19 protein-coding genes are annotated in these 18,388 nt (G+C 46.4%); 13 read left to right on the forward strand and 6 right to left on the reverse strand.

What is annotated here, in order from left to right; all coding sequences use genetic code 11:
• Positions 1-6 precede the first annotated feature (6 nt).
• The 10 genes from Q1A08_RS15640 (at position 7) to Q1A08_RS15685 (ending at position 11,192) form a co-directional block, all read left to right on the forward strand.
• Positions 7-1,203, forward strand: coding sequence for a glycoside hydrolase family 172 protein (locus tag Q1A08_RS15640; RefSeq protein WP_299774586.1), 1,197 nt, complete (start codon positions 7-9; stop codon positions 1,201-1,203).
• 36 nt (positions 1,204-1,239) lie between these two features.
• The gene (locus Q1A08_RS15645; protein ID WP_299774588.1) at positions 1,240-2,787 is read left to right on the forward strand and encodes a sugar ABC transporter ATP-binding protein; all 1,548 of its coding nucleotides are present in this window, start codon (positions 1,240-1,242) and stop codon (positions 2,785-2,787) included.
• Positions 2,784-3,977 (forward strand): ABC transporter permease, encoded by a 1,194-nt coding sequence (locus tag Q1A08_RS15650; protein ID WP_299774590.1) that lies wholly within the window; start codon positions 2,784-2,786, stop codon positions 3,975-3,977. Before Q1A08_RS15645 ends, Q1A08_RS15650 begins: the two co-directional genes overlap by 4 nt.
• Before the next feature lie 32 nt (positions 3,978-4,009).
• Entirely contained in the window at positions 4,010-4,948 is a 939-nt protein-coding gene (locus Q1A08_RS15655) for a substrate-binding domain-containing protein (protein WP_299774592.1), read from the forward strand.
• 18 nt (positions 4,949-4,966) lie between these two features.
• Complete coding sequence (locus Q1A08_RS15660; RefSeq protein ID WP_299774594.1) at positions 4,967-5,995, forward strand: aldo/keto reductase; 1,029 nt, start codon at positions 4,967-4,969, stop codon at positions 5,993-5,995.
• Positions 5,992-6,897, forward strand: coding sequence for an amidohydrolase family protein (locus Q1A08_RS15665; protein ID WP_299774596.1), 906 nt, complete (start codon positions 5,992-5,994; stop codon positions 6,895-6,897). The genes Q1A08_RS15660 and Q1A08_RS15665 overlap by 4 nt, the downstream gene beginning before the upstream one ends.
• Complete coding sequence (locus Q1A08_RS15670; protein WP_299774598.1) at positions 6,894-8,435, forward strand: altronate dehydratase family protein; 1,542 nt, start codon at positions 6,894-6,896, stop codon at positions 8,433-8,435. The genes Q1A08_RS15665 and Q1A08_RS15670 overlap by 4 nt, the downstream gene beginning before the upstream one ends.
• Positions 8,432-9,628, forward strand: a complete 1,197-nt coding sequence (locus Q1A08_RS15675) for a fumarylacetoacetate hydrolase family protein (protein WP_299774600.1) — start codon at positions 8,432-8,434, stop codon at positions 9,626-9,628. Before Q1A08_RS15670 ends, Q1A08_RS15675 begins: the two co-directional genes overlap by 4 nt.
• 43 nt (positions 9,629-9,671) lie before the next feature.
• On the forward strand, positions 9,672-10,112 hold the full coding sequence (locus Q1A08_RS15680) for an RbsD/FucU domain-containing protein (protein ID WP_299774602.1): 441 nt from the start codon (positions 9,672-9,674) through the stop codon (positions 10,110-10,112).
• A 63-nt stretch (positions 10,113-10,175) separates the two neighbouring features.
• The gene (locus Q1A08_RS15685) at positions 10,176-11,192 is read left to right on the forward strand and encodes an alpha/beta hydrolase (RefSeq protein ID WP_299774604.1); all 1,017 of its coding nucleotides are present in this window, start codon (positions 10,176-10,178) and stop codon (positions 11,190-11,192) included.
• Between the two features lie 5 nt (positions 11,193-11,197).
• Here the strand turns inward: Q1A08_RS15685 and Q1A08_RS15690 are convergent, their stop codons facing one another.
• Together Q1A08_RS15690 and Q1A08_RS15695 are read right to left on the reverse strand one after the other, a co-directional pair.
• On the reverse strand, positions 11,198-11,587 hold the full coding sequence (locus Q1A08_RS15690; protein ID WP_299774605.1) for a thioesterase family protein: 390 nt from the start codon (positions 11,585-11,587) through the stop codon (positions 11,198-11,200).
• Between the two features lie 36 nt (positions 11,588-11,623).
• Positions 11,624-12,100: an Lrp/AsnC family transcriptional regulator gene (locus Q1A08_RS15695; RefSeq protein WP_299774607.1), complete on the reverse strand. Its 477-nt coding sequence runs from the start codon at positions 12,098-12,100 to the stop codon at positions 11,624-11,626.
• A gap of 152 nt (positions 12,101-12,252) precedes the next feature.
• Between Q1A08_RS15695 and hppD the strand changes: the two genes are divergently transcribed.
• Positions 12,253-13,329 carry a 4-hydroxyphenylpyruvate dioxygenase gene (hppD, locus tag Q1A08_RS15700; RefSeq protein ID WP_299774609.1) on the forward strand — a complete coding sequence of 359 codons (1,077 nt, stop codon included), beginning with the start codon at positions 12,253-12,255 and terminating at the stop codon, positions 13,327-13,329.
• A 101-nt stretch (positions 13,330-13,430) separates the two neighbouring features.
• On the opposite strand, the gene Q1A08_RS15705 is transcribed toward hppD, so the two are convergent.
• Both Q1A08_RS15705 and Q1A08_RS15710 read right to left on the reverse strand, forming a co-directional pair.
• Positions 13,431-14,147 carry a hypothetical protein gene (locus Q1A08_RS15705; RefSeq protein WP_299774611.1) on the reverse strand — a complete coding sequence of 239 codons (717 nt, stop codon included), beginning with the start codon at positions 14,145-14,147 and terminating at the stop codon, positions 13,431-13,433.
• Between the two features lie 259 nt (positions 14,148-14,406).
• Entirely contained in the window at positions 14,407-15,255 is an 849-nt protein-coding gene (locus tag Q1A08_RS15710) for a fumarylacetoacetate hydrolase family protein (protein WP_299774613.1), read from the reverse strand.
• A 136-nt stretch (positions 15,256-15,391) separates the two neighbouring features.
• Between Q1A08_RS15710 and Q1A08_RS15715 the strand changes: the two genes are divergently transcribed.
• A complete protein-coding gene (locus Q1A08_RS15715) occupies positions 15,392-15,628 on the forward strand; it encodes a hypothetical protein (protein ID WP_299774615.1) in 237 nt (78 codons plus the stop codon).
• A 44-nt stretch (positions 15,629-15,672) separates the two neighbouring features.
• Here the strand turns inward: Q1A08_RS15715 and Q1A08_RS15720 are convergent, their stop codons facing one another.
• Both Q1A08_RS15720 and paaX read right to left on the reverse strand, forming a co-directional pair.
• The gene (locus Q1A08_RS15720; protein WP_299774617.1) at positions 15,673-16,470 is read right to left on the reverse strand and encodes a retropepsin-like aspartic protease; all 798 of its coding nucleotides are present in this window, start codon (positions 16,468-16,470) and stop codon (positions 15,673-15,675) included.
• Positions 16,471-16,632: 162 nt separating this feature from the next.
• The gene (gene paaX, locus Q1A08_RS15725) at positions 16,633-17,598 is read right to left on the reverse strand and encodes a phenylacetic acid degradation operon negative regulatory protein PaaX (RefSeq protein WP_299774619.1); all 966 of its coding nucleotides are present in this window, start codon (positions 17,596-17,598) and stop codon (positions 16,633-16,635) included.
• 202 nt (positions 17,599-17,800) lie between these two features.
• Here paaX and Q1A08_RS15730 point away from each other — a divergent pair, with 202 nt between their 5' ends.
• A complete protein-coding gene (locus tag Q1A08_RS15730; protein WP_299774621.1) occupies positions 17,801-18,349 on the forward strand; it encodes a flavodoxin in 549 nt (182 codons plus the stop codon).
• Positions 18,350-18,388 lie beyond the last annotated feature (39 nt).

Raw genomic sequence — 18,388 nt, forward strand, 5'->3', positions numbered from 1 at the left:
ATGCACATGACTAAAAACAACAGCGTGTTTCCAAAATTCCTTGTTACTCTCGGCGCTAAGTTTTTATGGCGGTCAACATTGTTAAGTGCCTGCTTTTTCAGCCCAATGAGCATTGCCGATGATAGCCATAAATTGCTTAGCGAACCCTATCATTTAGATTCGCCCTTACAATCTAGAACCATTAGTTTTGAAAACCCTACCGGAGCCAAAGGTGAAGGTGGTAAAGCCTCTAGCCCACTGGGCCAAGGCCGTAAAGGTTCCCCAGCTCGCTTATTAGCGCCCGGGGAAACGGTAGAACTAGCCAATATTCAAGGCAGTGGCACAATTCGACACATTTGGGCCACCACATTCCCTGTACCTGCTTTTTTGCGTGGAGCCGTTATTCGTGGCTATTGGGATGGCCAAGAACATCCAAGCATCGAAGCGCCACTGGGTGATTTTTTTGGCTTTGCACATGGCAAAGCAACATCATTTCAAAGTGCTGTTCATTCAGTGGGGCCAAAAGCTGGGATGAATATTTGGCTTCCCATGCCCTTTAATAAAGCTGCTCGCTTTACCATCACCAATGAGCTTCCACAGCCCATGCCATTTTTCTATCAGATTGATTACACCTTGGGTGATCGTCACAGCGAAAAGGTAGGCAGGCTGCATGTAAACTTTCAGCGCCAAAACCCGACCACCAAAACCAAAGATTTTAGCCTACTACCAAAACGAACAGGCAAAGGCCGCTTTATTGGCACGGTGATAGGCGTTCGCCCTAGCGACACTAACTGGTGGGGCGAAGGCGAAATGAAAGCCTATATAGATGGCGATGATAAATTTCCTACCCTGAACGGTAGCGGCGCCGAAGATTATGTAGGGCTATCTTGGGGTTTACAAGATTCTGCCTTTTTATATAACGGTGCTAGCTATCGCGAGAAAGGTGACGATGGCGATACCGGACGTATTTCCATGTACCGCTGGCATTTGCGTGACCCAATTTATTGGCAAGAAGAAGCACATATTACTATTCAGCAAATTGGTCACAATGGTGATACCCCCACTACCCTGGAAGAATATTTGTCTGATCTTTATGAGCGTGAAGATGACTGGTCGGCCGCTAGTTTTTGGTATGAAGCCATTCCAAGCGCTACTTTGCCTCAATTACCCGCGCTGAAATCTCGCATCGCTGACTTGCCAGCAGCTGAAGAAGCGGCACATTAGACCATGACTTACAATGAGACGTTCTAAGAGCTGCTTATGTCTGCGCGTTTGAGATTGGAAAACATTGAGAAGTCTTTTGCCAAACAAAAGGTGCTAGAGGGCGTTAGTCTTCAACTAGAAGCAGGCCAAGTATTGGCGCTTATGGGAGAAAACGGCGCAGGAAAAAGCACCTTAATGAATATTAGCTGCGGTGTGTACCAAGAGTATCAAGGACAAATCTATATCGACGACAGCCCGCATACATTTGACTCACCAAAATCCGCCGAGACAGCCGGGGTGATCATGGTTCACCAAGAGCTAAATCTTCTACCCGAGCTGAGTGTGGCCGAGAATATATTTCTGGGCAATGAAGAAAAGAATAAACTGGGTTTGATTCAGCATGCCTCCATGGCGAATAAGGCCCAATCTGTCCTTGATCAGTTGGGCTTAAACCTACCCGCTAGCACGGCAGTAAAAGAACTCAACATAGGCCAACAACAGCTCGTGGAGATCGCTCGAGCACTTCTGCGTGATGCCAAAATCTTGGTTTTGGATGAACCCAGCGCAGCCTTAAGCGATCAAGAAACCCAGCACCTTTTTACCATCTTACGTCGCCTGACCAAAGAAGGCGTCAGTATCATCTACATTTCACATCGACTGGACGAACTGAGTCAGATAGCCGATCAATTAGCGGTATTACGCAATGGAAGTTTGGTCGCTAAAGGACCAATGCAGGGTTATTCGGCTAATGAAGTAATCAAACTGATGATTGGCGAGGAATTAGCTGATGTACCACGGCGCTCTAAAAAGTGCGCGGACAACCCCAGCTTAAAGCTATTAGAAATAAAAGATCTAAACGGTCATTGGGGAAAGCGCACGCTAAAGGGCATTAATTTTGATGTGAAAGAAGGTGAAATCCTTGGTCTAACCGGACTGCTGGGAAGCGGGTGCGGCGAGCTACTGGAGTGCCTTTTTGGCCTTCGTGACTTTAATAGCGAAGGTCTTGTATTTGACGGACAAACCATCACCACAAGCTCACCACGTGATGCCATCGCACAAGGTCTAGCTTATATCAGTGATGATCGAAAACATGATAGTTTGGTTTTGAATCGAAACTTGCTATTCAATCTTGGCTTACCAACGCTAGCACAACAAAACTCCTTGCTGATCGCTGACGATACGGAAAAACAAAGTGAGTTACTGCAACAGTGGACCGTAAAGTATCAAAGCACCGAGCAAAGTGCTGGAAGCCTATCGGGCGGAAACCAACAAAAATTAGTCATAGCAAGATGGCTGGCGCTCAAACCCAAACTAGTTTTAATGAACGAGCCGACACGAGGGGTAGATGTTGCAGCCAAAGCTGAAATTTACCGGCTTTTAGAAGCGCTAAAGCAATCGGGCATGAGCTTTATTGTTGCAAGTACAGACCTACCCGAGCTCTGTCGTTTATGCGATCGCGTACTTGTCTTGCATGAAGGCTCGATCGCTCAACACTTCAAGCAGCGCCCATTTAGTCAAAACAAAATTCTCAGCGCCGCACAGGGCCACTATGACAGGCAAAACCATCATAGTGGTAACCACCATTTAGAGGAAACATTTAAGTGACAGAGAATCACTCAATTAGCTATTGGTTTTGGCGCAGTAAACTGTTGCTTGGCCTTGCCTTACTTTTTGCGGGCGGAATATTCTTCTCACCCCAAGACAGTGCCGGCGACATTATATTTTTAGCCCCAGGAAACCTATTAAATATTCTTCGGCAAGTGAGCATTACCGGCATCTTGGCGGTTGGTATGACTTTGGTGATATTAACCGGCGGTATCGATCTGGCAGTAGGCTCTTTAATGGCCTTCGCCGCAACACTCTGCGCCATGCTACTCACCTTAGAAGAAACCCATAATGGAGGCTGGATAGGAGGTATGAGCCTAGGATTTGTTGCAGCCTACTTAATCACGATTCCTATTATGGCTTTTCTCAGAAGGGTTTTGGCCGAGGTTTATTGCCAGTGCTTAAGAGTATCAGGATTAATAGTAGCTGCTTATTTAGGCTGGCAATATTTCAACAACTTGCACAACCAAGCCTCCCTACTGGCCATTATTTTAGCAAGTATTACAGCGACAGCTTTGCTCGGGAGTATCAGTGGACAACTGATCGCACGTGGCAAACTTCAACCCTTTATTGCCACATTGGCCATGATGGTGGCTGCACTTGGTATTGCGCGCCTAATGGCTGGGCAAGATATGTCCGTTTTCCCTATCTATAGCGGCATCAATAGCAATGAAAACTTTGAATGGCTGCGTAAATCAATTTTCGGTATTCCTGTTCCTGGCTTTGTTTTTCTGCTCATTGTAGTGAGCTTTACCTTATTGCTTCGCCACTTTAGGTTTGGCCGTTACCTTTATGCCATTGGTGGTAATGAGCGAGCAGCCTATCTATCGGGTATACCCGTCGCCAGGGTAAAAGTTTGGGTGTACACCTTAAGCGGTGCACTCGCCGGAATAGCGGGTGTTTTGTACTGCGCTCAATACTTACAAGGCAAGCCTGATGCCGGAACCGGTATGGAACTTGATGCTATTGCTGCTGTGGTCATTGGCGGAGCAAATCTAATGGGCGGCCGTGGAACTATCCCCGGAACGCTGTTGGGGGTTCTGATTTTTGGCGTCCTCAGCAATGTTTTACAGCTCAATAATGTCGACAGCAATACTCAGCTCTTACTCAAGGGCATCATCATAGTGCTCGCCGTACTGCTGCAGCAGTTTGACTGGAACAAGCTCAAAACTCGATTTATGTCGAGCTAAATAATAACAATATGCGACCAAAGAGAATCACCATGTTGAATGTTAGAATTCTAGCTACGCTACTCACTACCCTACTGTTGTTAACAAGTGCCTCATCCAGCTGGGCTTATCGGATTGGTTTCTCTCAGGTAACCACCACCGAGCCTTGGCGTGTTCTTTTTAATAAGCAATTGCGGGCCGAAGCCATGAAGCACCCTGATATTCAATTGTTTATAGCCGATGGCCAAGATCGAACCGAAAAACAGGTCGCCGATGTTCAGTCTTTTATTCAGCAAAAAGTAGATATTATTCTATTAGCCCCGAAAGAGAGCGCGGGATTAACGGCCGTTGTAAAAGAAGCTATGGAAGCTGGCATACCCGTAATCGTACTTGATCGAAAGATTAACGGTGATGACTTTACCCAGTTTATCGGAGGAAACAACCTAGAGATAGGTCGTCAAGCTGGCCGTAAGGCTCTTGCTTTGCTAGGCGGCGAAGGAATGGCGCAAGGAAATATCGTAGAAATCTGGGGTGGAATGGGCTCGACTCCTGCCCATGAACGTCACCAGGGTTTTGTAGATGCGCTACAAAAGGAAAAAAATTTAAATTGGCTAGTAGACCGACAAGATGGCGACTGGAAACAAGATAAAGCCTATAACATTATGAGCAATGCTCTGCGGGCGCACCCTAAGATCGACTTGGTTTACGCCCACAATGACCCGATGGCCTTTGGTGCCTTTTTAGCCGCGCGCGATGCGCAACGTGAAAAAGATATTTTCTTTCTAGGTGTTGATGCGATCCCAAAAGAAGGCGCACTTTGGGTTAAGCGTGGATTTTTGACGGCGACTTTTGTTTACCCTGCCCCTGGCGTTAAGGCTCTTCAGGAAGCACTACGTCTACTAAAAGGTGAGAAACTGGAAAAACACATCGATTTACCTACTCAGACTATCGATAAAAGCACAGTTGATGCTTATTTAAATGCTAATCGTTAAGGCCAAGGTAGAATCATTGTGTTAGCGATAAACAAATTAAAGCGCAGTCAGATTGCTCTTAGCGAGATCGGTTTTGGTGGCGCGCCTATTGGGAATCTATACCAGAGCCTTGATAACACTAATGCTTTGCACTGCATTTCTACAGCGCTTGCAAACGGCATTAATTATTTCGATACCGCACCACTTTACGGCCATGGTCTGAGTGAGCGCCGTATAGGCCTGGCCCTCAACGAGTCCGAACGAGAAAGCTGGTGTATCTCAAGCAAAGTAGGGCGTTTGTTAAAACCCTGTGCTATAGGGGATTCGGCGGACGCGGGTTTATATCAACAAGCACCACCATTTAACGCCAATTATGACTATAGCTATGACGGTGCTTGGCGCAGCGTAGAACAAAGCCTACAACGCCTAGGGTGTAATTATCTAGACATAGTTTATATCCATGATATTGATTATTGGACCCATGGTACGGAACAGGCCAGAGTTTATTCAGCGGCGTTGAACGGAACCAATAAAGCCTTGCTGGAAATGCGCGAGCAAGGGCTAATAAAAGCCTTCGGGTTAGGCGTCAACGAGTGGCAAGTTTGCGAGCAATTTTTAGCGGACAGTGATCCCGATTGCTTTCTCCTAGCTGGCCGATACACCTTACTCGAGCAGGAGGCACTCGAAAGCTTTTTACCCGCCTGCGAACAACGTGCCGTTGATATTATCATTGGCGGGCCATATAACACTGGCATACTCGCCACCGGCGCCATTGCTGGCGCTTACTACAATTACAGTCCAGCAACGGAAGAAATTCTCGCTAAAGTCAGAGCCATGGAAGCCATATGCAATGACTTTTCAGTTTCCTTGGCCGCTGCTGCTCTTCGCTTTCCTTTACTGCACCCTGCCGTTGCTTCAGTTATACCGGGAGCACGTAGCGCCAAAGAAGTAGAGAGTAATTTATCGCTTATACAAGCTGATATACCTCCAGAGTTTTGGGATACGCTGAAAGACAAGGGGCTACTCCATAGAGACGCACCCACTCAATACCGGGAGACTCTCGCATGATTATCGATGCGCACTTTCACCTCTGGAAGCTACAGCGTGGAGATTATGGATGGATTACTCCAGAGCTGACTTCTTTGTATCAGGATTATCAATACAGCGATTGGCTAGAAGAGAGAGGTAATGATGTTAGGGCTGGCATTTTGGTTCAGTGCGCCCCCACCCTGGCGGAAACTGAGTTTCTTTTAGATATCGCCGACAAACACACTGATATTTTGGCCGTCGTTGGCTGGGTTGATTTGAACACAGACAAAGCTAGACAAGAGCTCAAAGCACTCTCTAAGCACAATAAATTTGTTGGCGTGCGCCCCATGCTGCAAGACATTGCAAACCCACGCTGGATTTTGCAAGAGCAAGTTATCGACAATCTACATTACTGCGCTGAGCTCAATCTAAGCTTAGATGCACTAATAACCCCAGCGCAACTCCCCTATTTCTGCGAAGCAGCCGTACAACTTCCTGAGCTCAGGATTATTATTGATCACGCTGCTAAGCCCAATTTGCGTGAACAACAACTGGAAGAATGGCGAAGGTATATATCAATTTTAGCGGGCATGCCAAATATCTACTGTAAATTATCTGGCTTACTTACCGAGGCAAAAGCGTCCGCAACTGCTAGCGATCTACAGCCTTGTACTGACTTTTTGATCGACCAATTTGGAGTTGATCATCTAGTGTGGGGCAGTGACTGGCCGGTACTTAAGTTAGCTGCGAGCTATAAGGACTGGTTAATTATTACCGCGACTTTATGCAAATCACTAAGTACAAAAGATTACCAAAAGATACTCTTCGAAAATGCACTCAATTTTTATGGCATCACGCTAGCAGCGCCTCCATCAAACTCAACAGAATCGAACTCAACAAAATCGAACTCAACAGAGCCCCATGAGGGAATGACCTCATGACTCAATGTATACAACTGTCCGCAACAGATAACTGCGTCGTCGCATTGGAGGACATTGCTGCTAATAGCTATATTGCAAGCTTTGAAATCACTAGTAAGGAAAATATTTCTACTGGGCATAAGCTCGCATCACATGATATTCCCAAAGGGCAAAGCATCATAAAGTACGGTCAATGTATCGCCACCGCAACACTGGACATCAAGGCGGGTGAACATATACATAGCCATAATTGCAGCATGCCTGAAGGGCCAAGTAGTATAACTCCGCACACATTCGAAAGCTCAGACAGTACTATCGCCCAGGCAAGGCTCGCAGCAAGCAAAACCATAGCGGCACAATTTCTTGGTTACAAGCGTGAATACACAAAAAAAATTGGCACCAGAAATATAGTGGCCGTAGTGGCCATGGTTAGCTGTGCGAATAGCGTGGTACGCGGGATTTGCCAAAGCGCGCAGCAATTTATGCCACAATACAATAATGTCGATGCACTGATTCCGATTTGTCACAGTGGCGGTTGTGCCGTAAATCAAAATGGCCAGTCACTGGAGCTCCTACAAAGAACACTTAGAGGCTGGATCTACCACCCGAATATTGCCGCTGTACTGCTGGTATCACTTGGCTGCGAAACTAATCAAGTTGACCAATTGCTTGGCAGCGAAGCCTGCTCTCAGCCACAAGATCGTATTCAAAGTTTGGGAATTCAAGCCTGCGGTGGCAGCCATCAAGCCATCCGGGAAGGCTTAGATAAAATTAAGTCCTTAGTGGCAGAGGCCAACCAAGCAAAGCGCAGCGAACAGGGTCTCGAAAAATTAAGTGTTGCCTTGCAGTGTGGCGGCAGTGATGCCTTTTCTGGGCTCAGTGCCAACCCTGCCCTAGGGCGTGCCGTAGATATACTTTGCAGCAAGGGCGCCAGAGCAATATTGGCGGAGACACCGGAAATCTTTGGTGCCGAACAGCAACTCTACCGGCGCTGTAGAGACACATTAACTGCACTAAAACTAGAGCAAAAAGTGCATTGGTGGCAACAGTATGCCAAGCAACAAGGCGAGACTCTAGACAGCAACCCAAGCCATGGCAATAAAGCCGGCGGCATCACTACCATTATCGAAAAATCTCTTGGTGCAGTTGCCAAAGCCGGTAAGAGCACCATCAATAATGTCTATGATTATGGCGAGCCCATGCAAAGCCAAGGCTTGGTATTTATGGATAGCCCGGGCTACGACCCGGTGTCGATTACCGGCCAAGTGGCAAGTGGCGCTAACATGATTTGCTTTACCACCGGGCGTGGCTCGAACTTCAATTGCCCAAGCGTTCCCAGCCTTAAATTAGCCAGCAATCAGAGCATTTTTAATCACATGAAAGATGATCTCGATATCAACTGTGGTCGTTTAATCGATGGCGAAGCCGATTTGGATTCCCTTGCCCAAGAGATTGTAGAAAAAATTATTCGTACCGCTTCAGGTGAACCTAGCAAAGGTGAGCAGATCGCTTTATTTGATGATGGTTTTCACCCTTGGAGTCTAGGAGCCGTGCTGTGAATACTAAGGATAAGTTAAGCATGCAAAACGCAAAAACCTTTACCACCCACAATTGCCTGCCTCGTGATGCTAAGCACGCTACCCTAATCGGTCGTATGTGGAGCCAACAGCAAGGTGGGCCCTGTGTGATCCTTATTCAGAATGAGCAGGTATATGATATTACCGAACACTTCCCTACTTCCTCTGCTCTGATAAACACGGAAAACCCCTTAAGATGCTTGCAGGAATTGACGCTTGCTAATCCTTTATGCAGCATTCAAGAGCTACTCAGTGGTACCGAGCAACAAAGCGGCAACCACTTATTAGCGCCCTGCGACCTGCAGAGTATTAAGGCCTGCGGAGTAACCTTTATCGATAGCCTACTTGAGCGTGTAGTTGAAGAAAAAGCCATGGGCGACCGTCAAGAAGCGGCAGCGATTCGCCAATCAATTCTAAGCAGCATCGGTGCCGATATTCACAATATTAAACCCGCCAGCCCGGAAGCATTAAAACTGAAGGAGCTTCTTCAGGGCAAAGGTATGTGGTCGCAGTATCTTGAAGTCGGGCTAGGGCCGGACGCTGAAGTCTTTACTAAGTCTCAACCCATGTCGGCAATTGGATTGGGTGACGCGATCGGTCTTCATCCAGATTCCACTTGGAATAATCCAGAACCTGAGCTGGTAATGTGTGTTAATAATCGTGGGAAAATCGTAGGTGCCAGTTTAGGAAACGATGTCAATCTACGTGATGTTGAAGGACGTAGCGCACTATTACTTGGACGCGCTAAAGATAACAACGGCTCTTGCGTTATCGGCCCGTTTATACGCCTATTCGATGAACGCTTTAGTCTCGACAATATTCGCCGAGCGAGAGTCGACTTACGAATCCTCGGGCAGGATGGTTATCTTTTACAAGGCAGCAGCGATATGAGCCGGATCAGTCGCGATGTCGAGCAACTTGTGCAGCAAGTTATCGGTGAAAATCATCAGTATCCTGATGGCATCATGCTCTTTACTGGCACCATGTATGCCCCTGTAGATGATCGCTTCGAGGATGGGCAAGGCTTCTCTCATCTCGATGGAGATATAGTAGAGATCTATAACGAGCAATTAGGGCTGCTGGCAAACGTGGTGGGTAAAAGCAATCAAGTACGTCCTTGGACATTTGGCATTGGCTCTTTGATCGATAATTTATCGGCTCGGGGCTTTTTATAAGATGTTCAAATCCAGAGCTTCAAACTAGCTACCAGGAGTTCTCATGCTCAAAAAAATCCCTGACATTATCAGTCCAGATCTTTTATATACATTGGCCCAGATGGGGCACGGTGATGATATAGCGATTGTCGATGCAAACTTTCCAGCGACGAGCCACGCTCAAAAACTCATTCGTGCTGATGCTAGCAACAGTGATCAACTGCTTTCCGCCATTTTGCAACTGATGCCCATCGATGATTTTTCAAGCGACTCCTTGCGAGTGATGGCCATGGCCAATGGTGAGCTCCCGACAATTGCCCAAGACTTTTCTAGAATTTGCCATTTTGCTGAAGATAGAGAGGTACTACCCCACGGGCTCAGCCGACAAGATTTCTACCAGCAAGCAAAAAATGCGTTTTGTATCGTCGCCACATCAGAGCGCCGCTTATACGCAAACTGTTTAATACGTAAAGGGGTTGTACCACCGGGATCAACCCACAGTTAAGCGGACACTAATTAATCGAGAACGGAATCAGCAAAACGAAAGCAACAATACGAGAATAAAGCAATGCTAAAAGCAATAAAAAACTCTTTGCTCCTGCTGGGTTTATCTTCAATAGCCCTGGCCGAACAGGGCTTAGTTAAAAACCTTGAGCTACCCAATTCAATTAGCGAGGCCAGCAAACAGGCCATCAGCATCGTCTATCAAGATAAAGCTCCACGCCCTGCACCACAAAGCGACGCCCAATGGCTGCAACTACAAAGTCGGCTTGAAGTGCAATTTCAAACCCTATTTAAAGATGCGGTTCTCGGCGCCTACCAGCCCACACTTAAAAGCCGAAAAGTTGCCGACATTCCGGTCTTAGAAATCACTCCCAAGAACTGGCAAGAGAATAAGAAGCGGATGCTCTATTTTCATGGTGGCGCTTACACGCGCTTTAGTCCGATGAGCACGCTATCGTCCTCTGTTCCTGTGGCAAATGATCTCAACATAAAGACCTTAGCTGTTGATTACAGTTTAGCGCCTAAAGCTAACTATCAACAGATCAATGACGAAGCTCTCGCCGTATATCAATCTTTATTGGAAAGCGGCCATCAGGCGAAAGACATCATCCTCTTTGGTGATTCGGCTGGTGGAGGCTTGGTCAGCACCCTAAGTATACGCATAGCTCAAGAAAAACTGCCCCAACCCGCCGCCCTATTACTTTGGTCACCGTGGATGGATATAGCAGCGAAAGACGACAGCATGATTACTCTTATGGATGCCGATCCAATTTTGGAGCGCGCAGATATGAAAGCGGCAGCATTGGCCTTTGCGCCCAATAAAGCCGAGTGGCAAAACCCCTTGGTATCGCCTATTTATGGGGATTTATCCAAATTCCCGGCGACACTCATCCAGTGCGGTAGCCGCGAAGCCCTATTGAGTCAATGCATACGCTTGTATCAGAAACTGGATGACGGTCATAGAAAGCTCAAACTCGATATCTATGAAGGCATGCCCCATGTGTTCCAAGGCTTCTTTTTTCATATAGAGGAAGCCGTAAAAGCTCGGCAAAAAATGAAGCGCTTTATTGAATCACTGTAAATACATTATTTACGGCTAAACGATTCCAGGGCGGCTTTTACGCTACCTTCGATAACACAAGCGCTTTGCGATTCCACTGAGAAATTTACCGCGGTGGTTTCGCAGATCGCACATAAGGTTTGATCTTGCATAAGCTGCTGCTCGATACGAAAAGACTTCCCACCAATATGGCAAATGTTAAGCCTTAATAAGACCGCCTCATGATCGAACACTTCCCGCATAAACTGCAATTCGGTTTTGACATAAGGTGGAACAAAGGGCTGCCCTACTCGACTGCTAATAATGTCAAACAATTCTAAGCGTTGGTCATTAAACCAGCGATACAAATTCACATTATCGACATGGCCTGCTAAGTTCATATCGCTTTGATTTACTTGGATAGAGCTTTCCAACAATTGTTACTCCTCAATAGAAAATAAAACTTTCTCGTTTCAAGAAAGTGGTAGTTGGCGGGTATTTTTAACCTCTAGCAAGTTAAAACTCGACACAATATTTTTAACGCCGGGGAACTTGAGAATACGCTTCATACTAATCTCACCAAAATGGTCAATACTCCTAGCCACCACCTTTAACAGATAATCATATTCACCACTCATGGCATAGCACTCGGTAATGTACTCTTCGGCCCTAACGGCATCCATAAAGAGCTCGGTATCGGCCTCAGAGCCCTGTTCCAAATCCACTTGCACAAAGGCTGTCACTTCCAAGCCCAAGCGGCGCTGATCGACTACAGCGCAGTAACCGGTGATGACTTTATCGTCCTCTAATTGCTTCACCCGGCGGAAACAAGGCGATTCCGATAGACCCACCTGCTGGGCCAGTTCAACATTGGACATTCGCCCTTCGCGCTGCAATGCCCCCAAAATGGCCTTTTCGGAGGTGGAAAAGCTCGCCTTTTCTATAGACATGAATAAAATCACCCTAAATTTATATTAAACAGGAAGATACCACCTTTAATTGCATTAAAACAGGGGAAAATAGACAGATAATTCCTCTCCGCTGCCCTTATCCTTTGATCCTTACTAAGCCGATGATATTTATTGATGATAAGGAGCCATTAATGGCCGATTTATTTGAGAACCCAATAGGCCTTTGTGGCTTTGAATTTGTAGAATTTGCTGCCGCTGAAAAAGGTGTTTTAGAACCTGTATTTGAATCACTAGGCTTCACCCATATCGCCAACCATCGCAGTAAAGACTGCCAGTTATGGCGCCAAGGTGATATCAACTTTATCACTAACTATGAGAAGAACAGCCCGGCTTATTACTTTGCTGAAGAACACGGCCCTTGTGCTTGCGGCTTGGCTTTTCGCGTAAAAGATTCTCGCCATGCCTATGATGAAGTTGTTAAGCGCGGCGCGCAGCCAATGGATGTTCAGACTGGCCCGATGGAACTCAACCTTCCTGCCGTGAAAGGTATTGGTGGAGCCGCGCTGTACTTAGTGGATCGTTTTGAACCCAATTCAAGTATTTACGATATCGACTTCGTTTATCTAGAAGGCGTTGATAAGCACCCAGAGGGCTGCGGCTTTAAGGTTATTGACCACCTGACTCACAATGTTTATCGCGGTCGTATGAATTATTGGGCGAATTATTACGAGAGCCTATTTAACTTTAAAGAGATTCGTTACTTCGACATCAAAGGTGAGTACACAGGCTTGCAATCTCGCGCCATGACCGCACCCGACGGGCTAATCCGAATTCCTCTGAATGAAGAGGCCGCCGGTGGTAAAGGCCAGATTGAAGAATATCTAATGGCATACAACGGCGAAGGCATCCAGCACATTGCCTTTTCTTGCGACAACCTTCTTGAATGCTGGGATAAGCTAAAAGAAAAGAACATCCCCTTTATGACGGCGCCGCCAAACACCTACTACGAAATGCTGGAAGAGCGTTTACCTAGCCATGGTGAGCCAGTAGATGAGCTGCAAAAACGCGGTATTTTGCTAGATGGTACCACCGAAGGTGGCGAGCCACGCCTATTACTGCAGATCTTCTCAGAAACCCAAGTGGGCCCAATCTTCTTCGAATTTATTCAGCGTAAAGAAGACGATGGCTTTGGTGAAGGTAACTTTAAAGCGCTATTTGAATCGATGGAACGCGACCAAATTCGCCGCGGTGCTTTAGACGTAGAGTAAATGCTCTATTTTTTATCCCGCTAAAAAGCAAAAGGCCAAGCAATTCGCTTGGCCTTTTTTGTTTGTTCAACGCTATTTTGTGCAACGCTATGCGAGCAAGCTCATTCTTTCTGCTCTTGATCTTCCTTTTTACCGCCAGCGGCCGTAGGAAGTAAATTGCTAAGGAAGTTTAATACCGCCATTTGCTGGGACACTTCAGGCTCACCCGGTGCGGTAAGCAAGGGAGAGACAACATATAAGGCTCCCATGCGCTCGTCCCCTTTGCCGCTACCACAGTAACTCGGGCCACTCATTGCCCAAGCAGCGCCCTTATGCCCTGCCAGGCCAACCGGACAGCTACCATCGGCTGTCGCCAAACCACCGGCAACCGTTTCGCCTTCAGCACTAAAACTGGTCAATACCAAGCTGCTCACTTGAAAACCTGATTGCTCGTAGGCAATGGGAGCATCTAAATTGCCATCAAACATATCGGCGACATCGTCAGCGATTTTATCGCCGTTTAGGTTATAAATGGCAGCGTCAGCCTGTTCAAACAGATTAGTCGTTTGCACGGTACCATCGGCATGACCAAACATCGCCTTCCATTCAATATTGGGGTCGTCAGTGCCTTTGAAATTACTCGAATCAGCCTCAAAATTGGCGATCTCATTGAGTTTTTCGACACTGCTAAAGGTACCAATATCATTGGCGGCTGTGACAAAGACAATATAGAAGGTTTCACCTGGCTTTACGCCCTTCGGGACCATGGCTTCTGGGGCTTCCAGGGCCAAAAGTGAAGAACTGAACAAGCAACAGATACTGGCTACTAAAGCTCTCATGGAAAGGCATCCTTTTCCAAAACTGTTTCGGCTTGGCCACGTTTTTCACGGTAGTAATAATTCCTGATCAATCAGGCTTTAAATACCATCAAAAAGGCCAAGTCACTCGATACAATCTAGTACCGCAGTTGCAAAGTAGCAAAAATGGGGAGCGCCCCTTGTGAACCAGCGCACACTTTTAGTGTGACAAATCTGACAATCGCTATTTGTGGTTAAACGGACAAATGAGCTGTCGTCTTAGAGCAAAATAGCTCGATATTTACTCACATATTCGCAAGCAATGTGCCCCTAAATCGTTGGCCGAAATCTGTACGACATCACCCACCTTTAAATAGTTTGGCTCCTTCGCAGCGCCTTTAAGTGCTAACTTAACCCTTAGCTTCGCAGGCAATATCTTAGCCATAAACTTTTTAAATGCGGTTAGGCGCAGAGCCACCCCCGCTGGGGTTCCCGTTAGAATACAATCCCCTGCTTTTAAACCCCTATCGCCGGCAGCTTTAAGGGCGTATTCCAACATGAGCTTGGGTGGGTAAATCATATTACGACAATTGTCTTTTTGCCTCTGCTCGCCATTCACCGATAAACTCAGCTCAATATCAGGGAATGTATCTGGAGATAGTGTTTCAGGAAAGAAAATGGTTTCAGCCACCGGTAAGAACCCTGGCAAGCTCTTGGATAAGGTCCAATACTCCATGCGTTCTTTTTCGCTGGCCGCGAGCTCCCCACAAAGCTGCAAACTGCGGGCACTGATATCATTGGCCAAGAAAAGTCCTAAGCGAGGCATCCAGCCAGGCTGATTTAATTGCTCCGAAGTGACATCTTCATCCAAATACATACCCAACTCAACTTCATAATCAAGCATCAGTGGCATTGTAGGAACAGTGGCTTTCACCTTTTGGGCAATATCCGGGTTTAAGGATTCAAGTGCTTGCCACAAAGAGTCTTCATTGGGCAAACTTAAATCACAATCACCAACAGTTGCTGAGCAGTGTTTGGCAAATATCATGGGCTCAGTTTCTTTCGCCCCAACTTCTTCGATATGAGCCTTATAGGTTAAGCCCAAAGCAAATACTTCACCGATAGAGCTCGGAAATGGGATCGTGCGCATCTTGAGATTTCCTTATTATTTTTGTCTTCAAGCACTACAGTGAAAAGCTTTACATTTATCGATAAAACTAAATCCACCTTGTGGGAATTTATAATACAGTAGGGCAAAGAATCTAACTCCAATCACGGAGCCTGTCATGTCATTTATCAAAGTTAGTGTTAAAACTGCCATAATCGTGCACGGTTACGACAGCCACAATCAAGAAATCAGCGAGGAAGTTAAAGAAGAGAACTTCACCACCAAACTGCTTGCAATAGATCGCCTTCTTTCCGTTAGTGAAAACTTTCTATTGGTGAGCGGTAGCCACGGGCGGGTAATGTATTGGGAATATGAGGGTGTGCTCTTGGATATAGAGGCTTTACTCGCCAACTAATTAAGTAATGCCTTGCATAGGACCTAAATAAAGAAGACAAAAAATTACTCTGCCCTTCCCTCAGGATAGGGTCTTAAATGTAGGCGCCTGTGAGGAAAATCGAAGGTAACAATAAAGTTCCTTAACAAGCCCATCCCCACCACAGCATCAGCAGCGCTAGGGGCGGTTCTCTTGTTCCTAATAATAGCCGGAACGTCTTTTAGTTCTAAGCCAGCGATCGAAATACTTTTTATCGCAGCCTTTTTGTCTTCAACCATGCCAGCGCGATTCACACCCTTACTTAATTTGGGGGTAAATTCTCCATCGGAAAGATCGGAAAACTTACGCGGCAAGTGAATACTGCCACCAAAGCCGGTATCTAGCAAAGCCGTATATTCTCGCCCATTAATTTCAATATCAACAAATGGCCTTTGGCGCCGGTATTTAATACTTACGCTGCTATCAGCCTGTTTCGGCGAATACTGCGTGGTTTCATGCACGGTTACAATCTTACGGCGGCTATCGACTTCAAAAACTGCATCATTAAAGACTTCAACGCCCAACAAGCCATCAAAGTTGTACTTAGCTTTAAGCCAATGATCGTCACTCGATAAAACTGTGGCGTTCATAATGTAGCGGCGCCCGAATAAGCCAATCATTAAGCCCGGGCAAACTTTATACTTCTTCGAGTGTTTCGCAAAGTCGCTAATTAACTGGGAGCGACAAGCCCTGAGTTTTTGATCTTTATATATACCCTCTCTCATCCAAAAGACGCTAGCACCTGAATCAAGTATCACTCGCCGAGATTTACCATTTACCAGAGCTTGAAAGACTAGCCAATTATCCTCAAATTCAAATTTCACAGTCTGTGAATCAAATGGCTGAGATTTACGCGCAGCAAAACTTTCTTGGCAATAAGCTAAAAAAAGTACAAAACAAGAAATTAGTAAGAAATAGCGAGGCATAGCTTAAACTTCCCTTTTTACAAGACATCCTTTTAATTCGCTTATTGAGTTGTTAAAGCGTTACTCGCTCAACTCACCAAAGCGCTTATAGTAACTGGCTGATGCTTCAGGCAATGGCCCATCAGCGGTTTCCATCATCTGACATAAATACTGTTTAGCATAGCGATGTACCCGCTTATAAATATTGGCTGTCAGTAGTTGCGCTGCGTTGCCTGCCCAATCGTTAGGTAGTAGCTCTTGCGGAAGATCGGAATCTTTCAATAGGATTCGGCGATATTCATGCACCAATAAACTGCGCAATTGAAAACAGCTTTTTGGGTCAAGCGGGCCAGTTTTGGGGATTGCCGCTTGCAAGGGACGGAATTTATCCAAAAATTCAAGGTAGCGCGCTTCCAGCTGATCTAAATCCCAACAGTTTGCCGAAAGCTGCTTAAGGGCTGACTGGGATAAGAGATCTTCGGTTGAAGCTGTCATCACCACAACTTTATCGTGAATCTCTAGCTCTTGTAGGGTTTCGTCTAGGCTTTGTCGCTCAGCGCCGGGGCGTGCCATCACTCCAGCGGTAAGCTGCCCAAAACCGGCCCAGGTAAGCTCTTTACGCATTTGCTCACGGGCGTCATCGACGACATAGGCTGGCATCACCAGAGTCCATTTACCATCCCAGTCTTGGCGCGATTGCGCATAGATTCGGCGAGCGGCCTTTTGATACTGGCGTAAACCAAACTCGGTAAAGCGATAATAGCTACGTCGCCCAACCTGAGTTGAATCCAACCAGCCCTCTTGAATCAAGCGGTAAACCGATGTCCGCACTAGGCGCTGGTTTAAACCAAAGGGTTCAAGTGCCTCAATCAAGCTGCCCAACCATACTGAGCCTCCGTGCTGGGAAATTGAATCACCGAAAACCGTGATAATGAGGGAGCCCCCTCTTAGCGGGCGCTGTTTCTGAAAGGCCTCAAGTAGCTGGCTTAAACCAGGTAAATTGCCGCTAGCCGGCTCGGTATTCTCTAGTTCAGAACTATCAGTCAAAATTATTTCCAAATCAAATGCTTAGCTGCCGACCCCAATGCCTTAAAGCCCAATCGACGAATAGCCCTAAGTGTACAAAGCCTCGCAATGGGGTTCAAACCTACTTATGTGCAATAAAGTTTTATTTTACTCCAATTGAAACTTGTTAATAATAATCATTGTCATTATCATTAGCGAAATTTGAAATCTGGAGGCCTTCCCCATGAGCGCAATTAGCGATGCTCGAGTAGCCTTGGTATTTGGCACTGATACCGGCAATACCGAAGAAGTTGGTGAAAAAATATGCGAACAGTTTGCCGGCTTAGGCGTAGCAGTCGAGATGGTTAATATCGTTGATATTGATAGCCAGTACTTTACCAATTACGACTTAATCCTAATGGGTATTCCTACCTGGGATTTTGGTGGCATCCAAGAAGACTGGGAAGAGCGTGAAGACATTATCCTAGATGCCAACTTGCAGGGTAAGCAAATCGCCTTGTATGGCCTCGGAGACCAGCTAGGCTACGGTGATTACTTCCTCGACGCCATGGGTTGGCTGCATGAACGTGTGCTCAAAGTCGGTGCCAAAATGATTGGCTATTGGCCAACAGAGGGTTATGACTTTGAAGCCTCATTAGGCTGCAGCGAAGACAAGTCCTACTTCTTTGGCCTAGCGGTTGATGAAGACCAGCAGTTTGAGCAAACCGACGCTCGAGTTCAGGCTTGGGTAGAGCAGCTTGCCCAAGAATATGATGCCGCGGCAGCTGCTTAAGCGCGCAATTTAAGCGATTATTTCTTTTTCGGCCCGCTA

Source organism: uncultured Pseudoteredinibacter sp., from assembly GCF_947500695.1.
Classification (GTDB): domain Bacteria; phylum Pseudomonadota; class Gammaproteobacteria; order Pseudomonadales; family Cellvibrionaceae; genus Pseudoteredinibacter.